The following is a 19,360-nucleotide window of genomic DNA, read 5'->3' on the forward strand; positions in this document are numbered from 1 at the left end:
AGTGCCTCATTAGACTGGGTCGACAACGGTTGAAGGAGATCAAGCAGTGAATACGGCCCCCCCACCGAACGGCGACGGGCGAACCGGAACGGCGCGGGTCAAACGCGGCATGGCCGAGATGCTCAAGGGCGGCGTGATCATGGACGTCGTCACCCCCGAGCAGGCCAAGATCGCCGAGGCCGCCGGCGCCGTCGCCGTCATGGCGCTGGAACGGGTGCCCGCCGACATCCGAGCCCAGGGCGGGGTGTCGCGGATGAGCGACCCCGACATGATCGAGGGCATCATCTCGGCCGTGACCATCCCCGTGATGGCCAAGGCCCGCATCGGCCACTTCGTCGAGGCGCAGATCCTGCAGAGCCTCGGCGTGGACTACGTCGACGAGTCCGAGGTGCTCACTCCCGCCGACTACACCCACCACATCGACAAATGGAAGTTCACCGTGCCATTCGTGTGCGGGGCGACCAACCTGGGTGAGGCGCTGCGCCGCATCAGCGAGGGTGCGGCCATGATCCGGTCCAAGGGTGAGGCCGGCACCGGCGACGTCTCCAACGCGACCACGCACATGCGGGCGATCGGCGGCGAGATCCGTCGGCTGTCTTCGCTGGCCGAAGACGAATTGTATGTTGCCGCAAAGGAATTGCAGGCCCCCCATGACCTCGTCGTCGAGGTGGCGCGGGCCGGCAAGCTGCCGGTGACGCTGTTCACCGCGGGCGGCATCGCCACCCCGGCGGACGCGGCGATGATGATGCAGCTCGGCGCCGAGGGCGTGTTCGTGGGCTCGGGCATCTTCAAGTCCGGCGATCCCGCCCAGCGCGCCGCCGCGATCGTCAAGGCGACCACCTTCTACGACGACCCCGACGTGCTGGCCAAGGTGTCGCGCGGGCTGGGCGAGGCGATGGTCGGCATCAATGTCGAGCAGATCGCGGAGCCGCACCGGCTGGCCGAACGCGGCTGGTAAGCCCAAGGCTAATTGTGGCGATCGAAGAGATCCTCGATCTCGAGCAGCTCGAGGTCAACATCTACCGCGGCAGCATCTTCAGCCCGGAGTCGGGATTCCTGCAGCGCACCTTCGGGGGGCATGTGGCCGGCCAGTCGCTGGTGTCGGCGGTACGCACCGTCGAGCCGCGCTACCAGGTCCACTCGCTGCACGGGTATTTCCTGCGGCCCGGCGACGCTTTGGCGCGCACGGTGTTCATCGTCGAGCGCTCCCGCGACGGCGGCTCGTTCGCCACCAGGCGGGTCAACGCCATCCAGCACGGGGAAGTCATCTTCAGCATGGGGGCGTCCTTCCACACCGATCAGGAAGGCATCCATCACCAGGACGCGATGCCGGCCGCGCCGCCGCCGGACGGTCTGCCCGGGCTGAACTCGATCAAGGTCTTCGACGACGCCGGATTCCGGCAGTTCGAGGAGTGGGACGTCTGCATCGTGCCGCGCGAGCGCCTGCAGCTGTCGCCGGGCAAGGCCTCCCAGCAGCAGGTGTGGTTCCGCCACCGTGACCCGCTACCGGACGACCCGGTGCTGCACATCTGCGCGCTGGCCTACATGAGCGACCTGACGCTGCTGGGTTCGGCGCAGGTCAACCACCTCGACGTGCGGGAACACCTGCAGGTGGCGTCGCTGGACCACGCGATGTGGTTCATGCGGGCGTTCCGGGCCGACGAGTGGCTGCTGTACGACCAGAGCTCGCCGTCGGCCAGCGGCGGCCGCTCGCTGTGCCAGGGCAAGATCTTCACGCAGTCCGGCGAGATGGTCGCGGCCGTCGTGCAGGAGGGGCTGACCCGCTTCAAACGCGGGTACCAGCCGACCAGCGAGTGAGTTCGCCGCGGATCGGGGTGCTGGCGCTGCAGGGCGACACCCGCGAGCACCTGGCGGCCCTGCGCGAGGCCGGGGCCGAGTCGATGCCGGTGCGCCGGCGCGCCGAGCTCGAGGCGATCGACGGGCTGGTCATTCCCGGCGGGGAATCCACCACCATGAGCCACCTGCTGCTCGATCTCGGCCTGCTCGAGCCGTTGCGGGGACTGCTGGCCGACGGGCTGCCCGCCTACGGCGCCTGCGCCGGGATGATCCTGCTCGCCAGCGAGATCCTCGATGCCGGCGCGGGCGGGCGCGCGGCGCTGCCGCTGCACGCGATCGATATGACGGTGCGGCGCAACGCTTTTGGACGACAGGTCGATTCGTTCGAGGGTGACATCCCGTTCGCGGGGCTGAGCGACCCGGTGCGCGCGGTGTTCATCCGCGCGCCCTGGGTCGAGCGCGCCGGTGCGGGCGTCGATGTGCTGGCCAGCGCGGCCGGGCACGTCGTCGCCGTCAGGCAGGGCCGCAAGCTGGCCACGGCGTTTCATCCCGAGATGACCGGCGACCGGCGCATCCACCACCTGTTCGTCGACCTCGTCACCGGCTGAGCGTGGACGACACCCGCGGTCGACCGGGCATGATGTGTCCATGGCAGACATCAAACGGGGAGGCCTGCGCCGCGCCGCGAAGCTGGCGAGCCTGCCGGCCGGGGTTGCCGGGCGCGCGGCCCTGGGCGTCGGCAAGCGCATGACGGGCCAATCCAAGGACGAGGTCAACGCCGCGCTCCTGGAGAAGGCCGCCGACGAGATGTTCAAGGTGCTCGGCGAGCTCAAGGGCGGCGCCATGAAGGTCGGACAGGCGCTGTCGGTGATGGAGGCCGCGATACCGCCGCAGTTCGCCGAGCCGTTCCGCGAGACCCTGGTCAAGCTGCAGAGCGAGGCCCCGCCGCTGCCGGCGGCCAAGGTGCACCGGGTGCTGGACGCCCAGCTGGGTATCAAGTGGCGGGACCGTTTCCAAACCTTCGACGACACCGCCGTCGCCTCGGCGAGCATCGGCCAGGTGCACAGGGGCGTCTGGCACGACGGTCGCGAGGTGGCCGTCAAGATCCAATATCCGGGCGCCGACGAGGCTTTGCGCGCGGACCTCAAACTGATCCAGCGGTTCAGCTGGATCGCCAAGCAGGTGGTGCCGGGCGCCGACGTGGACCGGCTGGTGGCCGAGATCAACGACACCCTGGAAGCGGAGTTGGACTACCGCCAGGAGGCCGAGAACCAGCGCGCCTTCGCCAAGGCCTTCGCCGGCGACCCGAAGTTCGCGGTGCCCGCCGTGGTCGCCAGCGCCCCGAAGGTCATGGTGTCGCAGTGGCTGGAGGGGCGGCGGCTGTCCGCGGTCATCGCCGAGGGGACCAAGGCCGAGCGTGATTCGGTGGCCGGGTTGTTGATCGAGTTCACCCTCAGCGCGCCGGCGCGGCTCGGCCTCGTGCACGCCGATCCGCACCCGGGCAACTTCATGCTGCTGCCCGACGGTCGCCTGGGTGTCATCGACTTCGGTGCCGTCGCCCAGCATCGCGGCGGCATCCCGGCCGGCTTCGGTGAGTTGCTGTGCTGGGCGCGCGACGAACAGTGGGACCAGGTGATCCGGCTGCTCAAGGAGCTCGGCTTCATGCCGGCCGGCTACGAACTGACCGCCGAGCAGCTGGTGGAGTACCTGCAGCCGTTGTGGCCCTACATCGACCCGTTGCGCTCCGGCGAGTTCCACTTCACCCGCAAATGGTTCCGCAGGTCGGCGCTTGTCACCACCGATCCGCTGGCCGACGGATTCGGCGACCGGTTGAAGATGGCCCGGCAGATGACCATCCCGCCCGGCTACGTCATGCTGCTACGCACCCTCGGCGGGCTGCTGGGCGTGGCCGTGCAGCTGGACGCCACGACGGCGTACGCGGAACTCATCGAGCGATGGGTGCCGGGATACTTCCCGCCCGACGGTGTGCTGCCGGCATCCACGTAGACTCGGCGGCGAACTTTACGTGACAGAAGAGGTAGAACACACCGATGAGCGGCCATTCCAAGTGGGCCACCACCAAACACCAGAAGGCCGTCAAGGATGCGCGCCGCGGCAAGGAGTTCGCCCGGCTGATCAAGAACATCGAGGTCGCCGCCCGTACCGGCGGGGGTGACCCGGCGGGCAACCCGACGCTGTACGACGCCATCCAGAAGGCCAAGAAGACCTCGGTGCCCAACGACAACATCGAGCGGGCCCGCAAGCGCGGCGCGGGTGAGGAAGCCGGCGGCGCCGACTACCAGACCATCATGTACGAGGGCTACGGGCCGAACGGTGTGGCGGTGCTGATCGAGTGCCTCACCGACAATCGCAACCGCGCGGCCGGCGAGGTCCGGGTGGCGGTGACACGCAACGGCGGCAACATGGCCGACCCCGGGTCGGTGTCCTACCTGTTCACCCGTAAGGGCGTCGTCACGCTGGAAAAGGACGGCCTGTCCGAGGACGACGTGCTGACCGCCGTGCTGGACGCCGGCGCCGAGGACGTCAACGACCTCGGCGAGAGCTTCGAGGTCATCTCCGAACCCACCGATTTGGTGGCGGTGCGCACCGCGCTGCAGGACGCCGGCATCGACTACGACTCCGCCGAGGCCAGTTTCCAGCCTTCGGTCAGCGTGCCGGTCGACGTCGACGGGGCGCGCAAGGTGTTCAAGCTGGTCGACGCGCTGGAGGAGAGCGACGACGTGCAGAACGTCTGGACCAACGTCGACCTGTCCGACGAGGTGCTGGCCGAGCTCGACGACGAGTAGGCAGGCTTCGCCCAGCGTGCACTCAGGGCGAGATTTCGGCCGAATTTTCGCCCTCAGTGCACGTTCGGCGCGGACCAGGCGGGCCAGGCAGGTCGGACCTACTCGTACCCGTGCCGCATGTCCTCGACGATGCGCGGATTGTCCAGAGTCGACGGCTCCACCGGGCGCGGGCCGACGTCGCCGCTGAAGACGCCGGCCGCGTCGAGCACCCGCTGGTTGAGGTAGCGCAGCGGGGGAGCGTCGACCGGCACCCGCGGTGTCGGCGCCGCCCCGGCGCGCTGCGCCAGGGCGAATCCCCAGTCGCCGAACGTGGGCACGTGTACGTGGTACGGCGTGACGGCGTAGCCGGCGGCCCGGATCGTCGATACCGTGCGCCAGTACGCCGTCGGGGTGGAGAAGGGGCTGCCGGCCTGCACCACCATCAGCCCGCCCGGAGCCAGCGCGCGGGCGACGAGCCCGTAGAACTCGGTGGAGTACAGCCGGCCCAGCACCGGGGTGTCGGGGTCGGGAAGGTCGACGATCACCGCGTCGAAGCGGTCCACGTTCGGTCGGCGCAGCCAGTTCATCGCGTCCTCGGTCAGCACGGCCACCCGCGGGTTGTCCAGCGAGCCGCCGTTGGCGGCGCGCAGGGTGGTGCGCGCGATGTCGATCACCGCGGGGTCCAGCTCGACCTGCACGATCTTGGAAACGCCTGGCTGGCGAAGCAATTCGCGGGCCGCCAGGCCGTCTCCGCCGCCGAGCACCAGCACCGACCGGCCGCCTGTGGCATCGTTACCCAGCGCGGGGTAGACGAGGCTTTCGGTGTAGCGGTATTCGTCGCGGGTGGAGAACTGCAGGCCCCCGTCGAGATACAGCCGGGTGTCGTCGCCGCGGCGGGTCACCACGATCTCCTGATAGGCCGAGTGCCGGTAGGCGATGATCGGGTCGGCGTAAAGCCTTTGCCTGCTGGTGATTTCGATGTCGGACGAGCGCAGTAGCAGGGTGGCGAGCAGCCCCGCGGCGCTGGCCAGCGCGAGCAGCGCCAGCAGCAGCTGTCGTATCGAAACCACCTGGCGCAGCAGGAAAATCGCGACGACGGCGGCGGCAGCCACGTTGATCATGCCCGTCGCCGCCGCGCCGCGGATCATCCCCAACTGGGGCAGCAGCACAAACGGCCAAACCAGCCCGCCCAGCAGCGCGCCCAGGTAGTCGGCGGCGTTGAGGTTGGCCAGCGTCCGGCCGGCATCGGCGGCCGGGTTCGTCACGGCCGCGCGCCCCTGCTGCAGCAGCGTCATCAACAGCGGCACCTCGGCACCGACCAGCCCACCGATCAGCGCCGTGCCCACCGCAAGCACCCACGTCGACCCGACGGACAGGAACGCGAACACCGCGTACAGCGCCGTCGCCGACACGCCACCGACGATGCCCAGCAGAGTCTCGACGGCGATGAAGGTGATCGCGGCGTGCGCCAGCAGCGGTTTGACCAGCAGTGCGCCCACGCCCAGCGCGGCGATGTAGCCCGCGACGATCAGTGAGGTGGCGACGATCCCGCCGCCGTCGAGGCTGGCCGACAGCGTCAGCAGCGCGAGTTCGTAAATGATGCCGCACGCCGCACACGCCGCCACGGCGGCCAGCAGCAGCGCCCGCCATCGCCCCGACGGCGCCGCAGGCGGCGTCTTCTCGGACAGCCGCGCCTCGCCCGCTGACCCGACGCTCATGACACCGCCGCCGCGGTCACCCCTCCCACGGCGAGCAGTATCAGCGCCACCGCGAACGATCCGGGATGCAGCTCCGGTTCGTCGATGTGCTCGTGGAAACTGCCCGGGATGAGCAGGTGCATCGTCAGCAGCGCGATGCCCAGCAGGATCACGCCCATCAGCCCGTACACCGCCACGCCGAGAAGTCCCTGGCCCAGCTGGCTGTAGCTGTTGATGATCGCGGTGATGATAACGGTGGTCAGGGCGACGTACATCGAGCCCGCCACCACCACGGCGTTGGGCCGACGGTCGATGAACACCAGCTGACGCAGCTTGCCCGGGGTCAGCACGTCGACCGCGTAGAAACCGACGAGCAGCACGGCCATGCCGACCAGGAAGTACAGGATTGTCGCGACCGCGCCTTTCAGCACGGGATTGAGGTCGACGGTACCGATCTCGACGGCGAGGTACATGGTGCTCTCCTTTGCGGTGGTGGGAGTCACTTGGTTCCGCCGGGGCCGCCCGGGGTGCCTCCGGCACCGCCCGACGGGGATCCAGGGGAAAACCCGGGGCCGAGAAAGATGAAGGCGCCGTGGCTGTATCCGGCGCTCAGCGGTTCGACGCGGATGCTGCACGGGTAGCCGCCGTCGGGGCCGACGATGACGATGTTGTTGCGGTAGCGCAGGTACTCGGTGTTGCCATTGTCGGCCCGCGCGTCGGGTTCGGCGTAGTCGGCGAGTGCGTCGGCCACCTGCTTCGGAGAACCGGTGCACTGGTAGCGAGTCCCGTTCACGTCGCGGGCGTACTCGTGATAGTGGGCGGCGACATACGAGGCAATGTTCTTCTGCAGCAAGATGATTCCGAAGATCAGGCACGCGACCCCGGCCGCGCCGAGCACACCGGCGATCACGAAGAGGCGGTTGCGGCTCACGGGTGCCACCGGCTTGCGGTGTGAACCACCGTTCCGCCGGTGCCGGCGGGACGCCCCGGATACAGGTGCCAGGTCTGCCAGCGCCAGCCGGCGCCGTCGGGCTCGGCCGCCAGCACGGTCAGCGCGGCGTCATCGCCGGGGAAGCTGCCGCCGAGCCATCCCGCCCGCCGCGAGCAACGGCCGCGCAGAACCCGCGCGAGCCGGCGGAAGCTCGCGTCGTCGTGGGTTGCGGTGTTCGATTGCAGTCGGTAACCGGGCGCGTCGGCGCACCGGGGCAGGTCGGCCCCGAGACTGCGTGCGGTACAAGAGATTTCCTCGGAGAACCGCCCCCCGGCGTGCTCGACGGCAACGACATGTGAGGCGCCGAGCACGCCGAGCAGCAGCGCGGCGCCGCCGGTGGGGTGGTCCAGCCGGCAGCCGGCCAGCGGCGGGGGCGGGGGCGCATTCAGCGCGAGTCCGAGCTTTTCCCCGGATACGTCGGCCGGAGTCACGGCGAGCTGATGAAGGGGCACCGGGGTGACCTTGTGCCCTACGTCGAACCGGGTGGGGGTGCGGAATACACGGTGATTTCGCCGGGCGAGGCGGACGTGCCCGTCGACACCTCCCAGGGCATGCCGGGGGCCCAGCGCTCGAACGAGAGCAGCGCCGACCCGTCGGCGCCGGTGCAGTCGACGAACTCCATCTCGCCGCCGGCGGGCAGGCCGGTGGTGCCTTCGGTGGTGTAGGAGGCGCGCCCGCGTTCGGACTCGTGGTACGTCACGCCGTCCACGACGTAGGTGTCCCCGGGGCGCAGCGACACGTCCTTGCGGGTGACCCACATCGCGAGTTCCAGCCGTCCGTCGTCGGATTCGACGCTGAACCAGATCGGCTGCTCGCCGCCCTCGAGGAGGTGTTCCCACCACACGAAGGGGCCTTGGCGGTAGGTCACCGACCCGCGCACGATGTAGTCGACGCCGCCGTAGCTGACGATCGCGCCGGGCCCGAGCTGGCGCGGCCCGAACTGCGGCATCTCGTCGTCGGCGAGCGGATCCTGGCGGCCCGCCCGCCGGGCCGGCTGCTTGGGCCGCCGCAAAGCCACCACCAGCACCACGACGGATGCGATGAAGAGCGCCAGAGCGACCATGACCAGCAGAGATCCCACGCCAACCCTTCCGTCGCCACATCGCTCGAGCGAGCGTGGGCTAAAGCTAACAGCATTTCCGGGGACCGGCGACGCAACGTCGCGGCGGGAATCGGCCGCGTGTCTTACCCGGACCTGTCGGCGCCGGCCGCTAGGGTATCGAACAGCTGTTCTACTAGGTGGGAGCGGGAATGCGGGTGATGGGCGTCGACCCCGGCCTGACCCGGTGCGGTCTGTCGGTCGTGGAAAGCGGGCGCGGGCGGACAGTCGTCGCGCTGGACGTCGACGTGGTGCGTACGCCCTCCGACGCGCCGCTGGCCCAGCGGCTGCTGGCGATCAGCGACGCCGTCGAGCACTGGCTGGCCACCCACCAGCCGGACGTCCTGGCGATCGAGCGGGTGTTCTCCCAAACGAACGTATCGACGGTCATGGGCACCGCCCAGGCCGGCGGCGTGGTCGCGCTGGCGGCGGCCAAACGCGGCATCGACGTGCACTTCCACACCCCCAGCGAGGTCAAGGCCGCGGTCACCGGCAACGGCGCGGCCGAGAAAGCCCAAGTCACCGCGATGGTGACGAAAATCCTTGCGCTGCAAACGAAACCGACACCGGCTGATGCGGCCGACGCGTTGGCGCTCGCGATCTGCCATTGCTGGCGGGCGCCGATGATCGCCCGGATGGCCGCGGCCGAGGCGTTGGCCGCCGAGCAGCGGCGGAAGTACAAGGCCAAGCTGGATGCCAAGCTGAGGGCCGCCCGGTGATCGCCTCGGTACGCGGCGAGGTGCTCGAGGTGGCGCTCGATCACGTGGTGATCGAGGCGGCCGGCGTCGGCTACCGCGTGAACGCCACCCCGTCGACGCTGTCCACGCTGCGCACCGGGACCGAGGCGCGGTTGATCACCGCGATGATCGTCCGCGAGGACTCGATGACGTTGTACGGCTTCACCGACACCGACACCCGGGACCTGTTCCTGACGCTGCTGTCGGTGTCGGGGGTGGGGCCGCGGCTCGCGATGGCGACCCTGGCCGTGCATGACGCGGGGGCGCTGCGCCAGGCGCTGCACGACGGCGACGTCACCGCGCTGACCCGGGTGCCCGGGATCGGCAAGCGCAGCGCCGAGCGGATGGTCCTGGAGCTGCGCGACAAGGTCGGTGGCGGTGCCGCGGCCGGAGCGGGGTCGCCGGGTCCGGCCCGCAACGGCCACGCGGTCCGCGGGCCGGTGGTGGAGGCCCTGGTCGGGCTCGGTTTCGCCGTCAAGCAGGCCGAGGAAGCCACCGACAAAGTGCTGGCCGCCGAGCACGACGCCACCACGAGCGCCGCCCTGCGCTCGGCCCTGTCGATGCTGGGTAAGTCGCGATGATGCGCGTCGGTGACGATGCAGAGCGCAGCGATGAGGAGGAGCGGCGCCGATGACGCGCGTCGGTGACGATGCAGAGTGCAGCGATGAGGAGGAGCGGCGCCGATGACGGACGACGCGGACGACTACGTCGAGCGGGAGGTCTCCGGCACGCTGGCGTCGGGCGAGGGCGACATCGACGTCAGCCTGCGTCCGCGCTCGCTGCGCGAGTTCATCGGCCAGCCGCGGGTGCGCGAGCAGCTGCAGCTCGTCCTCGAGGGCGCCAAAAACCGCGGCGGCACACCGGATCACATTTTGTTGTCCGGTCCGCCGGGGCTGGGCAAGACGTCACTGGCGATGATCATCGCGGCCGAGCTCGGGTCCGCGCTGCGGATGACGTCGGGGCCCGCGCTGGAACGTGCCGGCGACCTGGCGGCGATGCTGTCCAACCTGGCTGAGCACGATGTGCTGTTCATCGACGAGATTCACCGCATCGCCCGGCCCGCCGAGGAGATGCTGTACCTGGCGATGGAGGATTTCCGGGTCGACGTGGTGGTCGGCAAGGGTCCTGGGGCGACGTCGATTCCGCTGGAGGTGGCGCCGTTCACGCTGGTCGGCGCGACCACCCGGTCCGGCGCGCTGACCGGGCCGCTGCGGGACCGGTTCGGTTTCACCGCGCACATGGACTTCTACGAGCCGCCCGAGCTGGAGCGGGTACTGGCCCGCTCGGCCGGGATCCTGGGCATCGAGCTCGGTGGCGACGCGGCCGAGGAGATCGCCCTGCGCTCGCGCGGCACCCCGCGGATCGCCAACCGGTTGTTGCGCCGGGTTCGCGACTTCGCTGAGGTGCGCGCCGACGGCGTGATCACCCGCGACGTCGCCAAAGCCGCGCTGGCGGTGTACGACGTCGACGAGCTGGGCCTGGACCGGCTGGACCGGGCGGTGCTCTCGGCGCTGACCCGCAGCTTCGGCGGCGGCCCGGTCGGGGTGTCGACGCTGGCCGTGGCGGTGGGCGAGGAAGCCGCCACCGTCGAGGAGGTGTGCGAGCCGTTCCTGGTCCGCGCGGGCATGGTCGCGCGCACTCCCCGGGGCCGGGTGGCCACCGCGCAGGCCTGGACGCACCTCGGCATGACACCGCCGGCCGGGGTCACCGGCCTCGGACAGGCCGGCCTGTTCGACTGAGCGCGGCCGTTTTGCGGCCAAATCGTGACCTTTGCGCCCAGCGCGCGCCTACGGGTGCGCCCGGCGCGGTTCCGGCCAGGTCAGACGGCCGGCGCCGCGGGTGGCCCGGCCGGCCGCACCCGCTCCGGCTTCCCCAGCAAACGCCCGCGCGCCGCCTGACCGGTTACACCCCGACACCCCCGGGTAACCAGCGTCACACCAGTGATAGCTGTATCTGAGGAGGTTCCGATGAGGACCACACGCCACGACTACGAACGCCCTCGCGCGCTGTACATGCCACGGACCCGTGGCGCGCTAACCGGGTTACTCCTGATTCTGCTGGGTGCGTGGGGCGCATTGGTGCCGTTCTTCGGGCCCAACATCGACTGGGCGTACCTGGCCGACCCGGCATGGACGTGGACCACGACCAAGGGCTGGCTGGAAGTGCTGCCCGGGGTCGCCGCCGCGGTGGGTGGCTGGCTGGTACTGATGTCCGGCAACCGTGCCACCGCCGTGCTCGGCGGCTGGCTGGCGGTGGCCGGCGGCGCCTGGTTCGTTGTCGGCCGCGCGTTCGCGACGACCCTCGGCATCGGCGACATCGGTCAGCCGATGGCGTCGACGGACCTCAAACGTGCGCTGCTCGAGGTCACCTACTTCACCGGTCTGGGCGCCCTGATCGTTTTCCTGGGCGGGGCCGCGGTGGCGCGGCTGGCGGTTCGGCACGCGCGTGACGTCGCGGTGGCGCAACCGGCGCCGGTGGCGGCTGAGGCCGTACCGGCCGCGTACGACGAGACCGGGGTTCCGGCGCCGGCACGGGCGGACGCCGTGGCGGCCGAGCCGGTGGACCGCGAACGCACCGCTCGTGGCCTGTTCCGGCGCCGCGGCGGCCTGTTCCACCGCCACCACCACGCCGGCGTCTAGCGCGCCGATTCCACCGAAGGCGGACAGCGCCGGCAGCCGAGGGCTACCGGCGCTGTTTCGCGTCAGGCTGGTTCGCGCGGTCGCGGGCCGGTAATGTGCACCGGCGTCCGGACATGCGGAAACGGCCGTCGCGCGGGCCTCGGCCAGCGAGGAGGGGCCATGCTCACCGCCGGATTGGTATTCGCCGCATTGGCGGCGTTGCTACATGTCTACATCTTTGTGATCGAATCGTTGACCTGGACCTCTCCGCGCACTCGCGCCACCTTCGGGACCACGCCGGACGAGGCCGAAACCACTAAGCAACTCGCGTTCAACCAAGGCTTCTACAACTTGTTCCTGGCCATCGTCACCGCCGCGGGCATCGTCGCAGTTGCCTTGAGGCACACCGGTATTGGGGCCGCCCTCATCTTCGCCGGCGTCGGATCGATGGCGGCGGCCGCGCTGGTACTGGTCGCGTCCGATCGTGCCAAGGCGCGCGCCGCGGCGACGCAGGGGACCTTCCCGGCGGTCGCCATCGCGCTCCTGCTGCTCGGCCTCCACTGGTAACACCAGCCCCACCAGCCTCAAAAGTCACCGCTGGCGGTGGATTTCGGTTGCTGCGTGGGTTACTAGTAGAAGGCGCCGGGTAACCATCCCGGGCCGGAGCCAGACCCGGTATCCAACGAGGGGATGTCATGAAATACGCAGAAGACGGCCAACCGCGCGGGCTCGGTATGCCGCGCTCGCGCGGCACGATCAGCGGGTTGCTCCTGGTCATTCTGGGGGCGTGGGGGGCGTTGATACCGTTTGTCGGTCCGCACTTCAATTTCGCCTACACGCCCGACCGGGACTGGGCATGGAGCACGGCCCGCGGCTGGCTGGAGGTCGCGCCGGGAGCAGCGGCCGTGCTGGGCGGTCTATTGCTGATCGTCGCCGGAAACCGGGTCACCGCCATGCTGGGCGGCTGGCTGGCCGTGCTGGCCGGCGCCTGGTTCGTCGTGGGCGGCCAGGTCGCCCCGTTGCTGGGAATCGGCTCCGCCGGTGACCCGATCGCCGCGACCGACCGCAAGCGCGCGGTGCTCGAGATCGCGTACTTCTCGGGCCTGGGCGCGCTGATCATCTTCCTGGGCGGCGTCGCGCTCGCCCGCACTGCCGTGCGCCTGGCGCGCGATGTCCACCCGGCCGAAGCGGTGCCGGCCGTCGCGCCCTATCGGGATTCGGCCTACGAGCCGGTCGAGGTGTCCTCGGGCGCGCTGACCGCGCGGCGATCCGTCGCGGAGCCCGACCCCGAGCCCAAGCGGGGGTGGCGCGCTAACCGCGCCGGCGCAGGGGCCGACGCGGCGTACCTGCGCTGGCCCCACCCGCAGCGCTAGAGCTCGTCAACAGTGACGTAAACAGTAAGTCGCCCAGCCCGAAAAGGGCTGGGCGACTTACTGTTTGGCCTACCTCAGAGCAGCCCGAGCAACTGCAGGTCGGTGATGTACTTGACGATGACCGGTGCGGACACATGCGGAATGTCCTTGTCGGGACCGATTTTCGCTTCCTGCACCGCCGCCCGGAACACATCGGTGGGTGCCATCGAGCCGTTGATCGGCTTCTCCGGCTCCTGGTAGTTGTGCAACAGCGGCAGCAGCGAGTACTGACGCTGCCGATCCGGCAGGGCCCGCAGCGAGGTCTCGAACCGCCGCAGCCATTCGGAGTAGTCGGCGATGCGCTCGATCGAATAGCCGGCCTCGACCAGCCAGTCGACGTACGCGTCGAGCCCGATGCCGTCGTCGTACGGGTTCATCACGTGGTACGTCTGGAATCCGGTGTCGCTGTCCAGGATCTGCGTTCCCAGCGTCGAGATCGCCGCGGCGATGAACTCGACCGGCAGGCCGTCGTAGTGTGCCCGCTGCCGGTTGCCGTCGGCGTCGAGCGCGTAGAACGAACGGGGCGCGATACCGGTGGCGGCCACGCTCAGCATCAGCCGGGTGAACATGTCCGGCAAGTTGAGCTGACCGGCGTACGTGGTGTCGGCCAGGATCATGTCGCAACGGAACACCGTGACGGGCAGGCCGCACAGGTCGTGTGCCTCACGCAGCAGCACCTCGCCGGCCCACTTGCTGTTGCCGTAGCCGTTGGCGTAGTTGTCGTTGATCTCGCGGGTGGCGCTGATCTGCCGGACGTCGGCGTTCTCGACGAACTTGCCCGGCTCGATCTGGTCGCCCACCCCGATGGTTGACACGTATGTGAACGGCTTTTGCTTGGACGTCAACGCAATTCGGAGCAGTTCCGCGGTGCCCAGGGCGTTGGGCCCGAACAGCTCGCTGTACGGCAGCACGTGGTTGACCAGTGCCGCGGGGTCGACGATGACGTCGACCGTGTCGGCCAGCCGCTGCCAGGTGACAAGGTCCAGGCCGAGGTTGGCCTCGCCCTTGTCGCCCGCGATGACCTCGAGGTGGTCGGCGGCCAGCTGTTGGTAGTGCGCGAGCAGTTCCGGGTCGCCGCTGTCGAAGGTCTTGTCCAGCCGGGCGCGAGCCTCCTCGTCGGACCGGGCCCGCACCAGCGCGATGACCTTGCCGTCGACCATGTCCATCCGCTCGAGCCAGTCCAGTGCCAGATAGCGGCCCAGGAATCCGGTCGCGCCGGTCAACAGCACCGTGCGCACCTCGGTCGCCGGCTTCGGCAGGCTCGGGGCGGCGGCCAGGGTCGCCTCGTCGAGGAACTTGTCCAGCGTGAGGTCACTGGCGTGCACCGTCGTGGCGTCGCGCCCGTGCACGGCGGCGAACGTGGGCCGCTTGGAGCCCTGGCGCTCGGCCTCGATGTAGGCGGCGATGGCCGCCAGGTCGTTGGCCGGGCTGACGATGACACCCACCGGCACGTCGACGTCGAAAATCTCGCGCAGCAGGTTCCCGAATATCAACGCCGACAACGAGTCTCCACCCAGGTCGGTGAAGTGGGCGTCACGAAGCTGGTCGGTTTGCCCGACGGGCAGAGCGGTCCCCAGTATCGCGGCCGCGGCACGGCTGACGGTCTGCAGCACCGGCGCCTCGGCACCGCTGCGGCGCAGTTCGGCCAGCTCGTCGGCCTGCCCCGCGGCCAGGTCGGCGTAAAGCTGCTCGAGCCGTTCGCCGTAGTGCTGCTTCAGCTTCGGCCACGCCAGCTTGCGGATCCCGGTCAGCAGACCGTTTTCCAGCGTGAACGCAGTGGTCTCGACGATGAAGTCGCGCGGCACCTCGTAGGACTGCAGGCCGGCCTCTTTGGCGACCTTCTGCAGCGAGTCGGCGATCTTCGGCTTGAGCCCGTCGATGTCGTTGTCCGCCAAGGCTTCTTCGGTTGGCACCACGACGGCCAGCAGGTAGGGCTGGGCGCTGTTGCCGTAGACGTAGATCTGTCGGATCAGCGGGCTGTTGCCGAACACGGCCTCCAGCTTGGCCAGCGTTACGAACTCGCCCTGGGCGAGCTTCAGCACGTTGTTGCGGCGGTCGACGTACACCAGCCGGTCCGGCGCGATCTCGGCGAACACGTCGCCGGTCCGGTAGTAGCCGTCGTCGTCGAAGACGCCGGCGGTGGTCTCGGCCCGCTTGTAGTAGCCGGGGAACATGTTCTGGGTCCGCAGCAGCAACTCGCCGCGCGGGTGCGGCCGGTCGGTGCTGAAGTAACCCAGATCCGGGACGTCGACCAGCTTGTAGTCGACCACCGGCGGGTGCTGCACCTCTCCGTCGAACAGCACCATGCCGGCCTCGGTCGAGCCGTAGCCGTCCATCACGTGCATCTGCAGCAGCGACTCGACCCACTTCCTCAGTTCCGGTGAGGTGGGTGCGGAACCCGTCATCGCGAAGATGAAGCGCCCGCCCAGCAGGTACTGACGCTGTTCATCGAGCACCTCGGCCTCGACCGCGGCGCGGTCGGCCGCGACGTCGGCCAGCCGGCGCTCGACCTGGCGTTGGAATTCGCCGAACAGCGTCTCCCAGATGCGCGGGACGAAGTTCAGCTCGGTGGGCCGCACCAGCTCGAGGTCCTCGAGCAAGGTGGACAGGTCGCTGCGGGCGGCGAAGTAGGCGGTGCCGCCATTGCCCAACGTGCCGTAGAGAATTCCGCGCCCCATCACGTGGCTCATCGGCATGAAGTTGAGCGTGATCGACGCGGCGCTCTCGCCGAACCAGTTCTTGCTGCCGCGCCGCCACATCTTGCCCACATTGCTCTGCGGGTACATCGCGCCCTTGGGCGCGCCGGTGCTGCCGGAGGTGTAGATCAGCAGGGCCAGCGAGTCCTCGTCGGTTTCCGGGTCGGAAACCGGCGGCAGGCCCTTGCCGCGCCGCAGCACGTCGGCCAGCTTCTCTACGGCCACGTCGGTGCCGGCCAGTCGGGCCACCGCGTTGTCCAGGGCCTCGCGCTGGTCGTCGACCGCGGGCTGGTAGTCGAACACGACGAGCTTGCCGGGCACATGGTCTCCGCTCAAGATCAGCTCGACGGCGTCGGACAGGTGGTCCACGCTCGACGCGATCAGGCTGGGCTCGGTCTCGGCGACGATCGGCAGCAGCGACGTGGCCGACGCGCTGGTCTGCAGCGGCACTGACACGGCCCCGATGGAGCCCAGCGCGATGTCGATGGTGGTGTAATCGACGCTGTTGAAGCCCAGCACGCAGGCGCGGTCGCCGGGGCTCAGCGAGTCACTGGCCCAGGCCCGGCCGAGGGCTGAAACGCGTTCGCCCAGTTCGCCATACGTGATGGTCTCGAAGCGGGGGAGCAGCTCGGCCGACGTCCGCCCGGTCTTGGCGTCCTTGACGAACTCCACGGCGCGCTGCGCCAGTGCCGGCCGGTCGGCGTAACCGTCCAGCACGGTGCGGACGATCTGGGGCAGCCGCAGGCCGGGCTGTTCGACGGCCGCGGTGATCGCCGGGTCCGGCTGGGCGGCGGCGAACTGAGGGTCGTTGGCGATGAGTTCCTCGACGCGACGGTCGAGTTGTTCGTCATGAAAGGCAGTCGACATAACAGATCCCTTGCGAATGAAAGTTAGCGAGTCAATTTGCGCAGCACGCGCTGATGCATAAAACGTTAGCTAAAGTAACGGTATTCCACCATGACGTAGCCGATGTGGTGTTTGTGAGATTGCCCACGGGGGGCCCGCGTTTTAGAGCTCGCGCAGCAGGTTGGCGAGGATGTCGATGCCCTCGGTCAGCAACTCGTCGCTGATGGTCAGAGGGGGCAGCAGCCGGATGATGTTGCCGTACATGCCGCAGGTCAGGACGATCACTCCGGCCGAGGCGGCCGCCACGGACAGCTTCTGTGTCAGCTCTTTGTCGGGTTCGGCGGTTCCCGGCTTGACCAGTTCGATCGCGATCATGGCGCCCCGGCCACGCACGTCGCCGATCCGCTCGTCGGCGGTCTGCAGGCGCAGCAGCGGTTCGGTGATCAGCCGTTCCAACTCCCGCGCCCGTTCGATCAGTCCGTCGCTCTCGATCGTCTCGATGGTGGCCAGCGCCGCCGCACACGCCAGCGGGTTGCCGCCGAACGTGCCACCCAGACCGCCGACGTGCGGCGCATCCATGATCTGCGCCCGGCCGGTGACCGCCGACAGCGGCAGGCCGTCGGCGATGGCCTTGGCGGTGCAGATCAGGTCCGGCTCGATGCCCTCGTGCTCGCAGGCGAACATGGCGCCCGACCGGGCGAAGCCGGTCTGCACCTCGTCGGCGATGAACACCACGTCGTTCGTGTGGCACCAGTCCAGCAGGGTGGGCAGAAATCCCTCGGCCGGAACGATGAACCCGCCCTCGCCCTGGATGGGCTCGATGATCAGGGCGGCCAGGTTGTCGGCGCCGATCTGGCTGTCGATGACGTTGAGGGCCCGCGCGGCGGCCTTCTCCCCGTCGGTAGCCAGTTCCTTGTCAACCAGGCCGTCCCGGTACGGGTAGGACAGCGGCGCGCGGTAGACCTCCGGTGCGAACGGGCCGAAGCCGCCCTTGTAGGGCATCGACTTGGCCGTCAGCGCCATGGTCAGGTTGGTGCGGCCGTGGTAGGCGTGGTTGAACGCCACCACGGCGGGCTTGTGCGTGTACGCGCGCGCGACCTTCACCGCGTTCTCGACCGCCTCGGCGCCCGAGTTGAACAGCACCGAGCGCTTCTCCCCGGCGCCGGGGGTGATCCGGTTGAGCGTCTCGGCGACGGCGACGTAGGACTCATACGGCGTCACCATGAAGCAGGTGTGGGTGAACTCGGCCACCTGCGCCCGCACCGCCTCCACAACCCGTGGCGACGAGTTGCCGATCGTCGTCACCGCGATGCCGGATCCGAGGTCGATCAGCCGGTTGCCGTCGACGTCCTCGACGATCCCGCCGCCGGCGCGCGCCACGAAGACCGGCACCGACACGTTCACCGCGTGCGACACCGCCGCCGCCCGGCGCTTGCTCAGTTCCAGCGATGCCGGACCGGGGATCTCGGTGACCAGCTGGCGGGTCTGCTCGAGGCTGGCCACCACACAACTCCTCCCCGCGCCGCGCGTGTCACGTCGCATCCAAAGCCTATCGAGCTTGGGGCCGGCGGGCACTTGATGCACCGTGCGGGCAGTCGCGACCCGTGGCCTGCCAGACTGAACGGGCACACTGGACCGTCACGAGGTGCGCGACGCCCGAGTCGTACCCGCACCGTCGGTCCCGATATTCACGACGAAAGACAGGCGCGTCCATGCAGAGTTTGATCATGTTCCTGCCGTTCCTGCTCATCATGGGCGGGTTCATGTACTTGGCGTCGCGCCGTCAGAAGCGGACGATGCAGGCCACCATCGACCTCCACGATTCGCTGCGACCGGGCGACCGGGTGCACACCACGTCCGGACTTCAGGCCACGGTCGTCGAGATCAGCGACGACACCGTCGACCTCGAGATCGCGCCCGGTGTGGTGACCACCTGGATGAAGCTGGCGATCCGCGACCGGATCCTGCCCGATGACGGCGACGAGCTGGCCGACGGCGACGACTCCGCCGACGAGGGCTCGATCGCCACGGATTCCTGACGGGGATTGCCTGCCCTCGCCGCAACCGGCGGACCGCTCGCGCAACGGGCGAGTGGGGGCCACGTAGGCTCTGTCCGGGGTATGTAACCGAATTCAAGGAGTGAGAAGGAACGTGGCATCGTCTTCGGCGCCGGTGCACCCTGCCCGCTACCTGTCGATCTTCTTGCTCATGCTCGTCGGCGTCTACCTGCTGGTGTTTCTCACCGGGGACAAGCGGGCGGCTCCCAAGCTCGGTATCGACCTGCAGGGCGGCACCCGCGTCACGTTGACCGCGCGCACGCCCGACGGCTCGAAGCCAAGCCGTGAGGCGCTGGCGCAGGCCCAGCAGATCATCGGCGCGCGGGTCAACGGACTCGGCGTCTCCGGCTCGGAGGTCGTCGTCGACGGCGACAACCTGGTCATCACGGTTCCCGGTAATGACGGCAACGAGGCCCGCAACCTGGGTCAGACCGCCCGCCTCTACATCCGGCCGGTGCTCAACTCGATGCCGGCCCAGAGCGCCGAGCCCAAGCCGCCTGCGCGCCAGCCCGCGGGCGGCCAGCCGGCTCCCGGGCAACCCGCGCCGGGCCAGCCGGCTCCCGGGCAGCCCGTGCCCGGCCAGCCGGGCGCGGTGCCACCTGCGCCCGGCCACCCGGGCGCGGT

19 protein-coding genes and 1 pseudogene are annotated in these 19,360 nt (G+C 69.4%); 13 read left to right on the forward strand and 7 right to left on the reverse strand.

Translation table 11 applies throughout. From position 1 onward, the window contains the following. Positions 1 to 46 precede the first annotated feature (46 nt). The 5 genes from pdxS to OQ789_RS18035 are packed head-to-tail and all read left to right on the forward strand — an operon-like array spanning position 47 to position 4,604. On the forward strand, positions 47 to 958 hold the full coding sequence (gene pdxS / locus OQ789_RS18015; protein ID WP_324687408.1) for a pyridoxal 5'-phosphate synthase lyase subunit PdxS: 912 nt from the start codon (positions 47 to 49) through the stop codon (positions 956 to 958). A gap of 14 nt (positions 959 to 972) precedes the next feature. Further along, positions 973 to 1,818, forward strand: a complete 846-nt coding sequence (gene tesB, locus OQ789_RS18020; RefSeq protein WP_324687409.1) for an acyl-CoA thioesterase II — start codon at positions 973 to 975, stop codon at positions 1,816 to 1,818. Beyond that, positions 1,815 to 2,405: a pyridoxal 5'-phosphate synthase glutaminase subunit PdxT gene (pdxT, locus tag OQ789_RS18025; protein WP_324687410.1), complete on the forward strand. Its 591-nt coding sequence runs from the start codon at positions 1,815 to 1,817 to the stop codon at positions 2,403 to 2,405. Before tesB ends, pdxT begins: the two co-directional genes overlap by 4 nt. Before the next feature lie 40 nt (positions 2,406 to 2,445). After that, positions 2,446 to 3,804: an ABC1 kinase family protein gene (locus OQ789_RS18030; RefSeq protein ID WP_324687411.1), complete on the forward strand. Its 1,359-nt coding sequence runs from the start codon at positions 2,446 to 2,448 to the stop codon at positions 3,802 to 3,804. Positions 3,805 to 3,848: 44 nt separating this feature from the next. Next, positions 3,849 to 4,604, forward strand: coding sequence for a YebC/PmpR family DNA-binding transcriptional regulator (locus OQ789_RS18035; protein ID WP_324687412.1), 756 nt, complete (start codon positions 3,849 to 3,851; stop codon positions 4,602 to 4,604). Positions 4,605 to 4,702: 98 nt separating this feature from the next. Here OQ789_RS18035 and OQ789_RS18040 read toward each other — a convergent pair whose 3' ends face one another. Genes OQ789_RS18040 through OQ789_RS18060 form a run of 5 tightly spaced genes read right to left on the reverse strand, consistent with a single transcriptional unit; the run spans position 4,703 to position 8,352 of the window. After that, positions 4,703 to 6,301 carry a polyamine aminopropyltransferase gene (locus OQ789_RS18040; RefSeq protein ID WP_324687413.1) on the reverse strand — a complete coding sequence of 533 codons (1,599 nt, stop codon included), beginning with the start codon at positions 6,299 to 6,301 and terminating at the stop codon, positions 4,703 to 4,705. Beyond that, on the reverse strand, positions 6,298 to 6,753 hold the full coding sequence (locus OQ789_RS18045; RefSeq protein ID WP_324687414.1) for a DUF350 domain-containing protein: 456 nt from the start codon (positions 6,751 to 6,753) through the stop codon (positions 6,298 to 6,300). Before OQ789_RS18045 ends, OQ789_RS18040 begins: the two co-directional genes overlap by 4 nt. A 26-nt stretch (positions 6,754 to 6,779) precedes the next feature. Next, positions 6,780 to 7,211 (reverse strand): DUF4247 domain-containing protein, encoded by a 432-nt coding sequence (locus OQ789_RS18050; protein ID WP_324687415.1) that lies wholly within the window; start codon positions 7,209 to 7,211, stop codon positions 6,780 to 6,782. Next, a complete protein-coding gene (locus OQ789_RS18055; protein ID WP_324687416.1) occupies positions 7,208 to 7,723 on the reverse strand; it encodes a DUF2617 family protein in 516 nt (171 codons plus the stop codon). Before OQ789_RS18055 ends, OQ789_RS18050 begins: the two co-directional genes overlap by 4 nt. A gap of 17 nt (positions 7,724 to 7,740) precedes the next feature. Next, entirely contained in the window at positions 7,741 to 8,352 is a 612-nt protein-coding gene (locus OQ789_RS18060; RefSeq protein WP_324687417.1) for a DUF4178 domain-containing protein, read from the reverse strand. 170 nt (positions 8,353 to 8,522) lie between these two features. On the opposite strand from OQ789_RS18060, the gene ruvC reads away from it, so the two are divergent. The 6 genes from ruvC (at position 8,523) to OQ789_RS18090 (ending at position 13,098) form a co-directional block, all read left to right on the forward strand. Further along, complete coding sequence (gene ruvC / locus OQ789_RS18065; protein WP_324687418.1) at positions 8,523 to 9,089, forward strand: crossover junction endodeoxyribonuclease RuvC; 567 nt, start codon at positions 8,523 to 8,525, stop codon at positions 9,087 to 9,089. Then, positions 9,086 to 9,688 carry a Holliday junction branch migration protein RuvA gene (ruvA, locus tag OQ789_RS18070; RefSeq protein WP_324687419.1) on the forward strand — a complete coding sequence of 201 codons (603 nt, stop codon included), beginning with the start codon at positions 9,086 to 9,088 and terminating at the stop codon, positions 9,686 to 9,688. The genes ruvC and ruvA overlap by 4 nt, the downstream gene beginning before the upstream one ends. Before the next feature lie 102 nt (positions 9,689 to 9,790). Further along, positions 9,791 to 10,846, forward strand: coding sequence for a Holliday junction branch migration DNA helicase RuvB (ruvB, locus tag OQ789_RS18075; protein WP_324687421.1), 1,056 nt, complete (start codon positions 9,791 to 9,793; stop codon positions 10,844 to 10,846). Between the two features lie 228 nt (positions 10,847 to 11,074). Continuing rightward, positions 11,075 to 11,746: a hypothetical protein gene (locus OQ789_RS18080; RefSeq protein ID WP_324687423.1), complete on the forward strand. Its 672-nt coding sequence runs from the start codon at positions 11,075 to 11,077 to the stop codon at positions 11,744 to 11,746. 159 nt (positions 11,747 to 11,905) lie between these two features. Then, positions 11,906 to 12,292, forward strand: a complete 387-nt coding sequence (locus OQ789_RS18085) for a DUF1304 domain-containing protein (RefSeq protein ID WP_324687424.1) — start codon at positions 11,906 to 11,908, stop codon at positions 12,290 to 12,292. A gap of 128 nt (positions 12,293 to 12,420) precedes the next feature. Further along, complete coding sequence (locus OQ789_RS18090) at positions 12,421 to 13,098, forward strand: hypothetical protein (RefSeq protein ID WP_324687426.1); 678 nt, start codon at positions 12,421 to 12,423, stop codon at positions 13,096 to 13,098. 74 nt (positions 13,099 to 13,172) lie between these two features. On the opposite strand, the gene car is transcribed toward OQ789_RS18090, so the two are convergent. Together car and gabT are read right to left on the reverse strand one after the other, a co-directional pair. Then, on the reverse strand, positions 13,173 to 16,700 hold the full coding sequence (gene car, locus OQ789_RS18095; RefSeq protein ID WP_324687427.1) for a carboxylic acid reductase: 3,528 nt from the start codon (positions 16,698 to 16,700) through the stop codon (positions 13,173 to 13,175). Between the two features lie 141 nt (positions 16,701 to 16,841). After that, a complete protein-coding gene (gabT, locus tag OQ789_RS18100; protein WP_324687428.1) occupies positions 16,842 to 18,182 on the reverse strand; it encodes a 4-aminobutyrate--2-oxoglutarate transaminase in 1,341 nt (446 codons plus the stop codon). A gap of 209 nt (positions 18,183 to 18,391) precedes the next feature. Here gabT and yajC point away from each other — a divergent pair, with 209 nt between their 5' ends. Together yajC and OQ789_RS18110 are read left to right on the forward strand one after the other, a co-directional pair. Continuing rightward, complete coding sequence (yajC, locus tag OQ789_RS18105; protein WP_324687429.1) at positions 18,392 to 18,718, forward strand: preprotein translocase subunit YajC; 327 nt, start codon at positions 18,392 to 18,394, stop codon at positions 18,716 to 18,718. A 112-nt stretch (positions 18,719 to 18,830) separates the two neighbouring features. Next, positions 18,831 to 19,360, forward strand: a pseudogene (locus tag OQ789_RS18110) (protein translocase subunit SecD); the annotation flags it as partial.

The organism is Mycobacterium sp. 94-17 (genome assembly GCF_035617725.1).
In the GTDB taxonomy this organism is placed as follows: domain Bacteria; phylum Actinomycetota; class Actinomycetes; order Mycobacteriales; family Mycobacteriaceae; genus Mycobacterium.

What these genes read in the sequence shown, in the direction of transcription:
- OQ789_RS18030 (WP_324687411.1), top strand. Translation starts at nt 2,446, where the DNA reads ATGGCAGACATCAAACGGGGAGGCCTGCGCCGCGCCGCGAAGCTGGCG.
- OQ789_RS18035 (WP_324687412.1), top strand. Translation starts at nt 3,849, where the DNA reads ATGAGCGGCCATTCCAAGTGGGCCACCACCAAACACCAGAAGGCCGTC.
- OQ789_RS18040 (WP_324687413.1), bottom strand. Translation starts at nt 6,301, where the DNA reads ATGAGCGTCGGGTCAGCGGGCGAGGCGCGGCTGTCCGAGAAGACGCCG.
- OQ789_RS18045 (WP_324687414.1), bottom strand. Translation starts at nt 6,753, where the DNA reads ATGTACCTCGCCGTCGAGATCGGTACCGTCGACCTCAATCCCGTGCTG.
- ruvC (WP_324687418.1), top strand. Translation starts at nt 8,523, where the DNA reads ATGCGGGTGATGGGCGTCGACCCCGGCCTGACCCGGTGCGGTCTGTCG.
- ruvB (WP_324687421.1), top strand. Translation starts at nt 9,791, where the DNA reads ATGACGGACGACGCGGACGACTACGTCGAGCGGGAGGTCTCCGGCACG.
- OQ789_RS18080 (WP_324687423.1), top strand. Translation starts at nt 11,075, where the DNA reads ATGAGGACCACACGCCACGACTACGAACGCCCTCGCGCGCTGTACATG.
- OQ789_RS18085 (WP_324687424.1), top strand. Translation starts at nt 11,906, where the DNA reads ATGCTCACCGCCGGATTGGTATTCGCCGCATTGGCGGCGTTGCTACAT.
- OQ789_RS18090 (WP_324687426.1), top strand. Translation starts at nt 12,421, where the DNA reads ATGAAATACGCAGAAGACGGCCAACCGCGCGGGCTCGGTATGCCGCGC.
- car (WP_324687427.1), bottom strand. Translation starts at nt 16,700, where the DNA reads ATGTCGACTGCCTTTCATGACGAACAACTCGACCGTCGCGTCGAGGAA.
- yajC (WP_324687429.1), top strand. Translation starts at nt 18,392, where the DNA reads ATGCAGAGTTTGATCATGTTCCTGCCGTTCCTGCTCATCATGGGCGGG.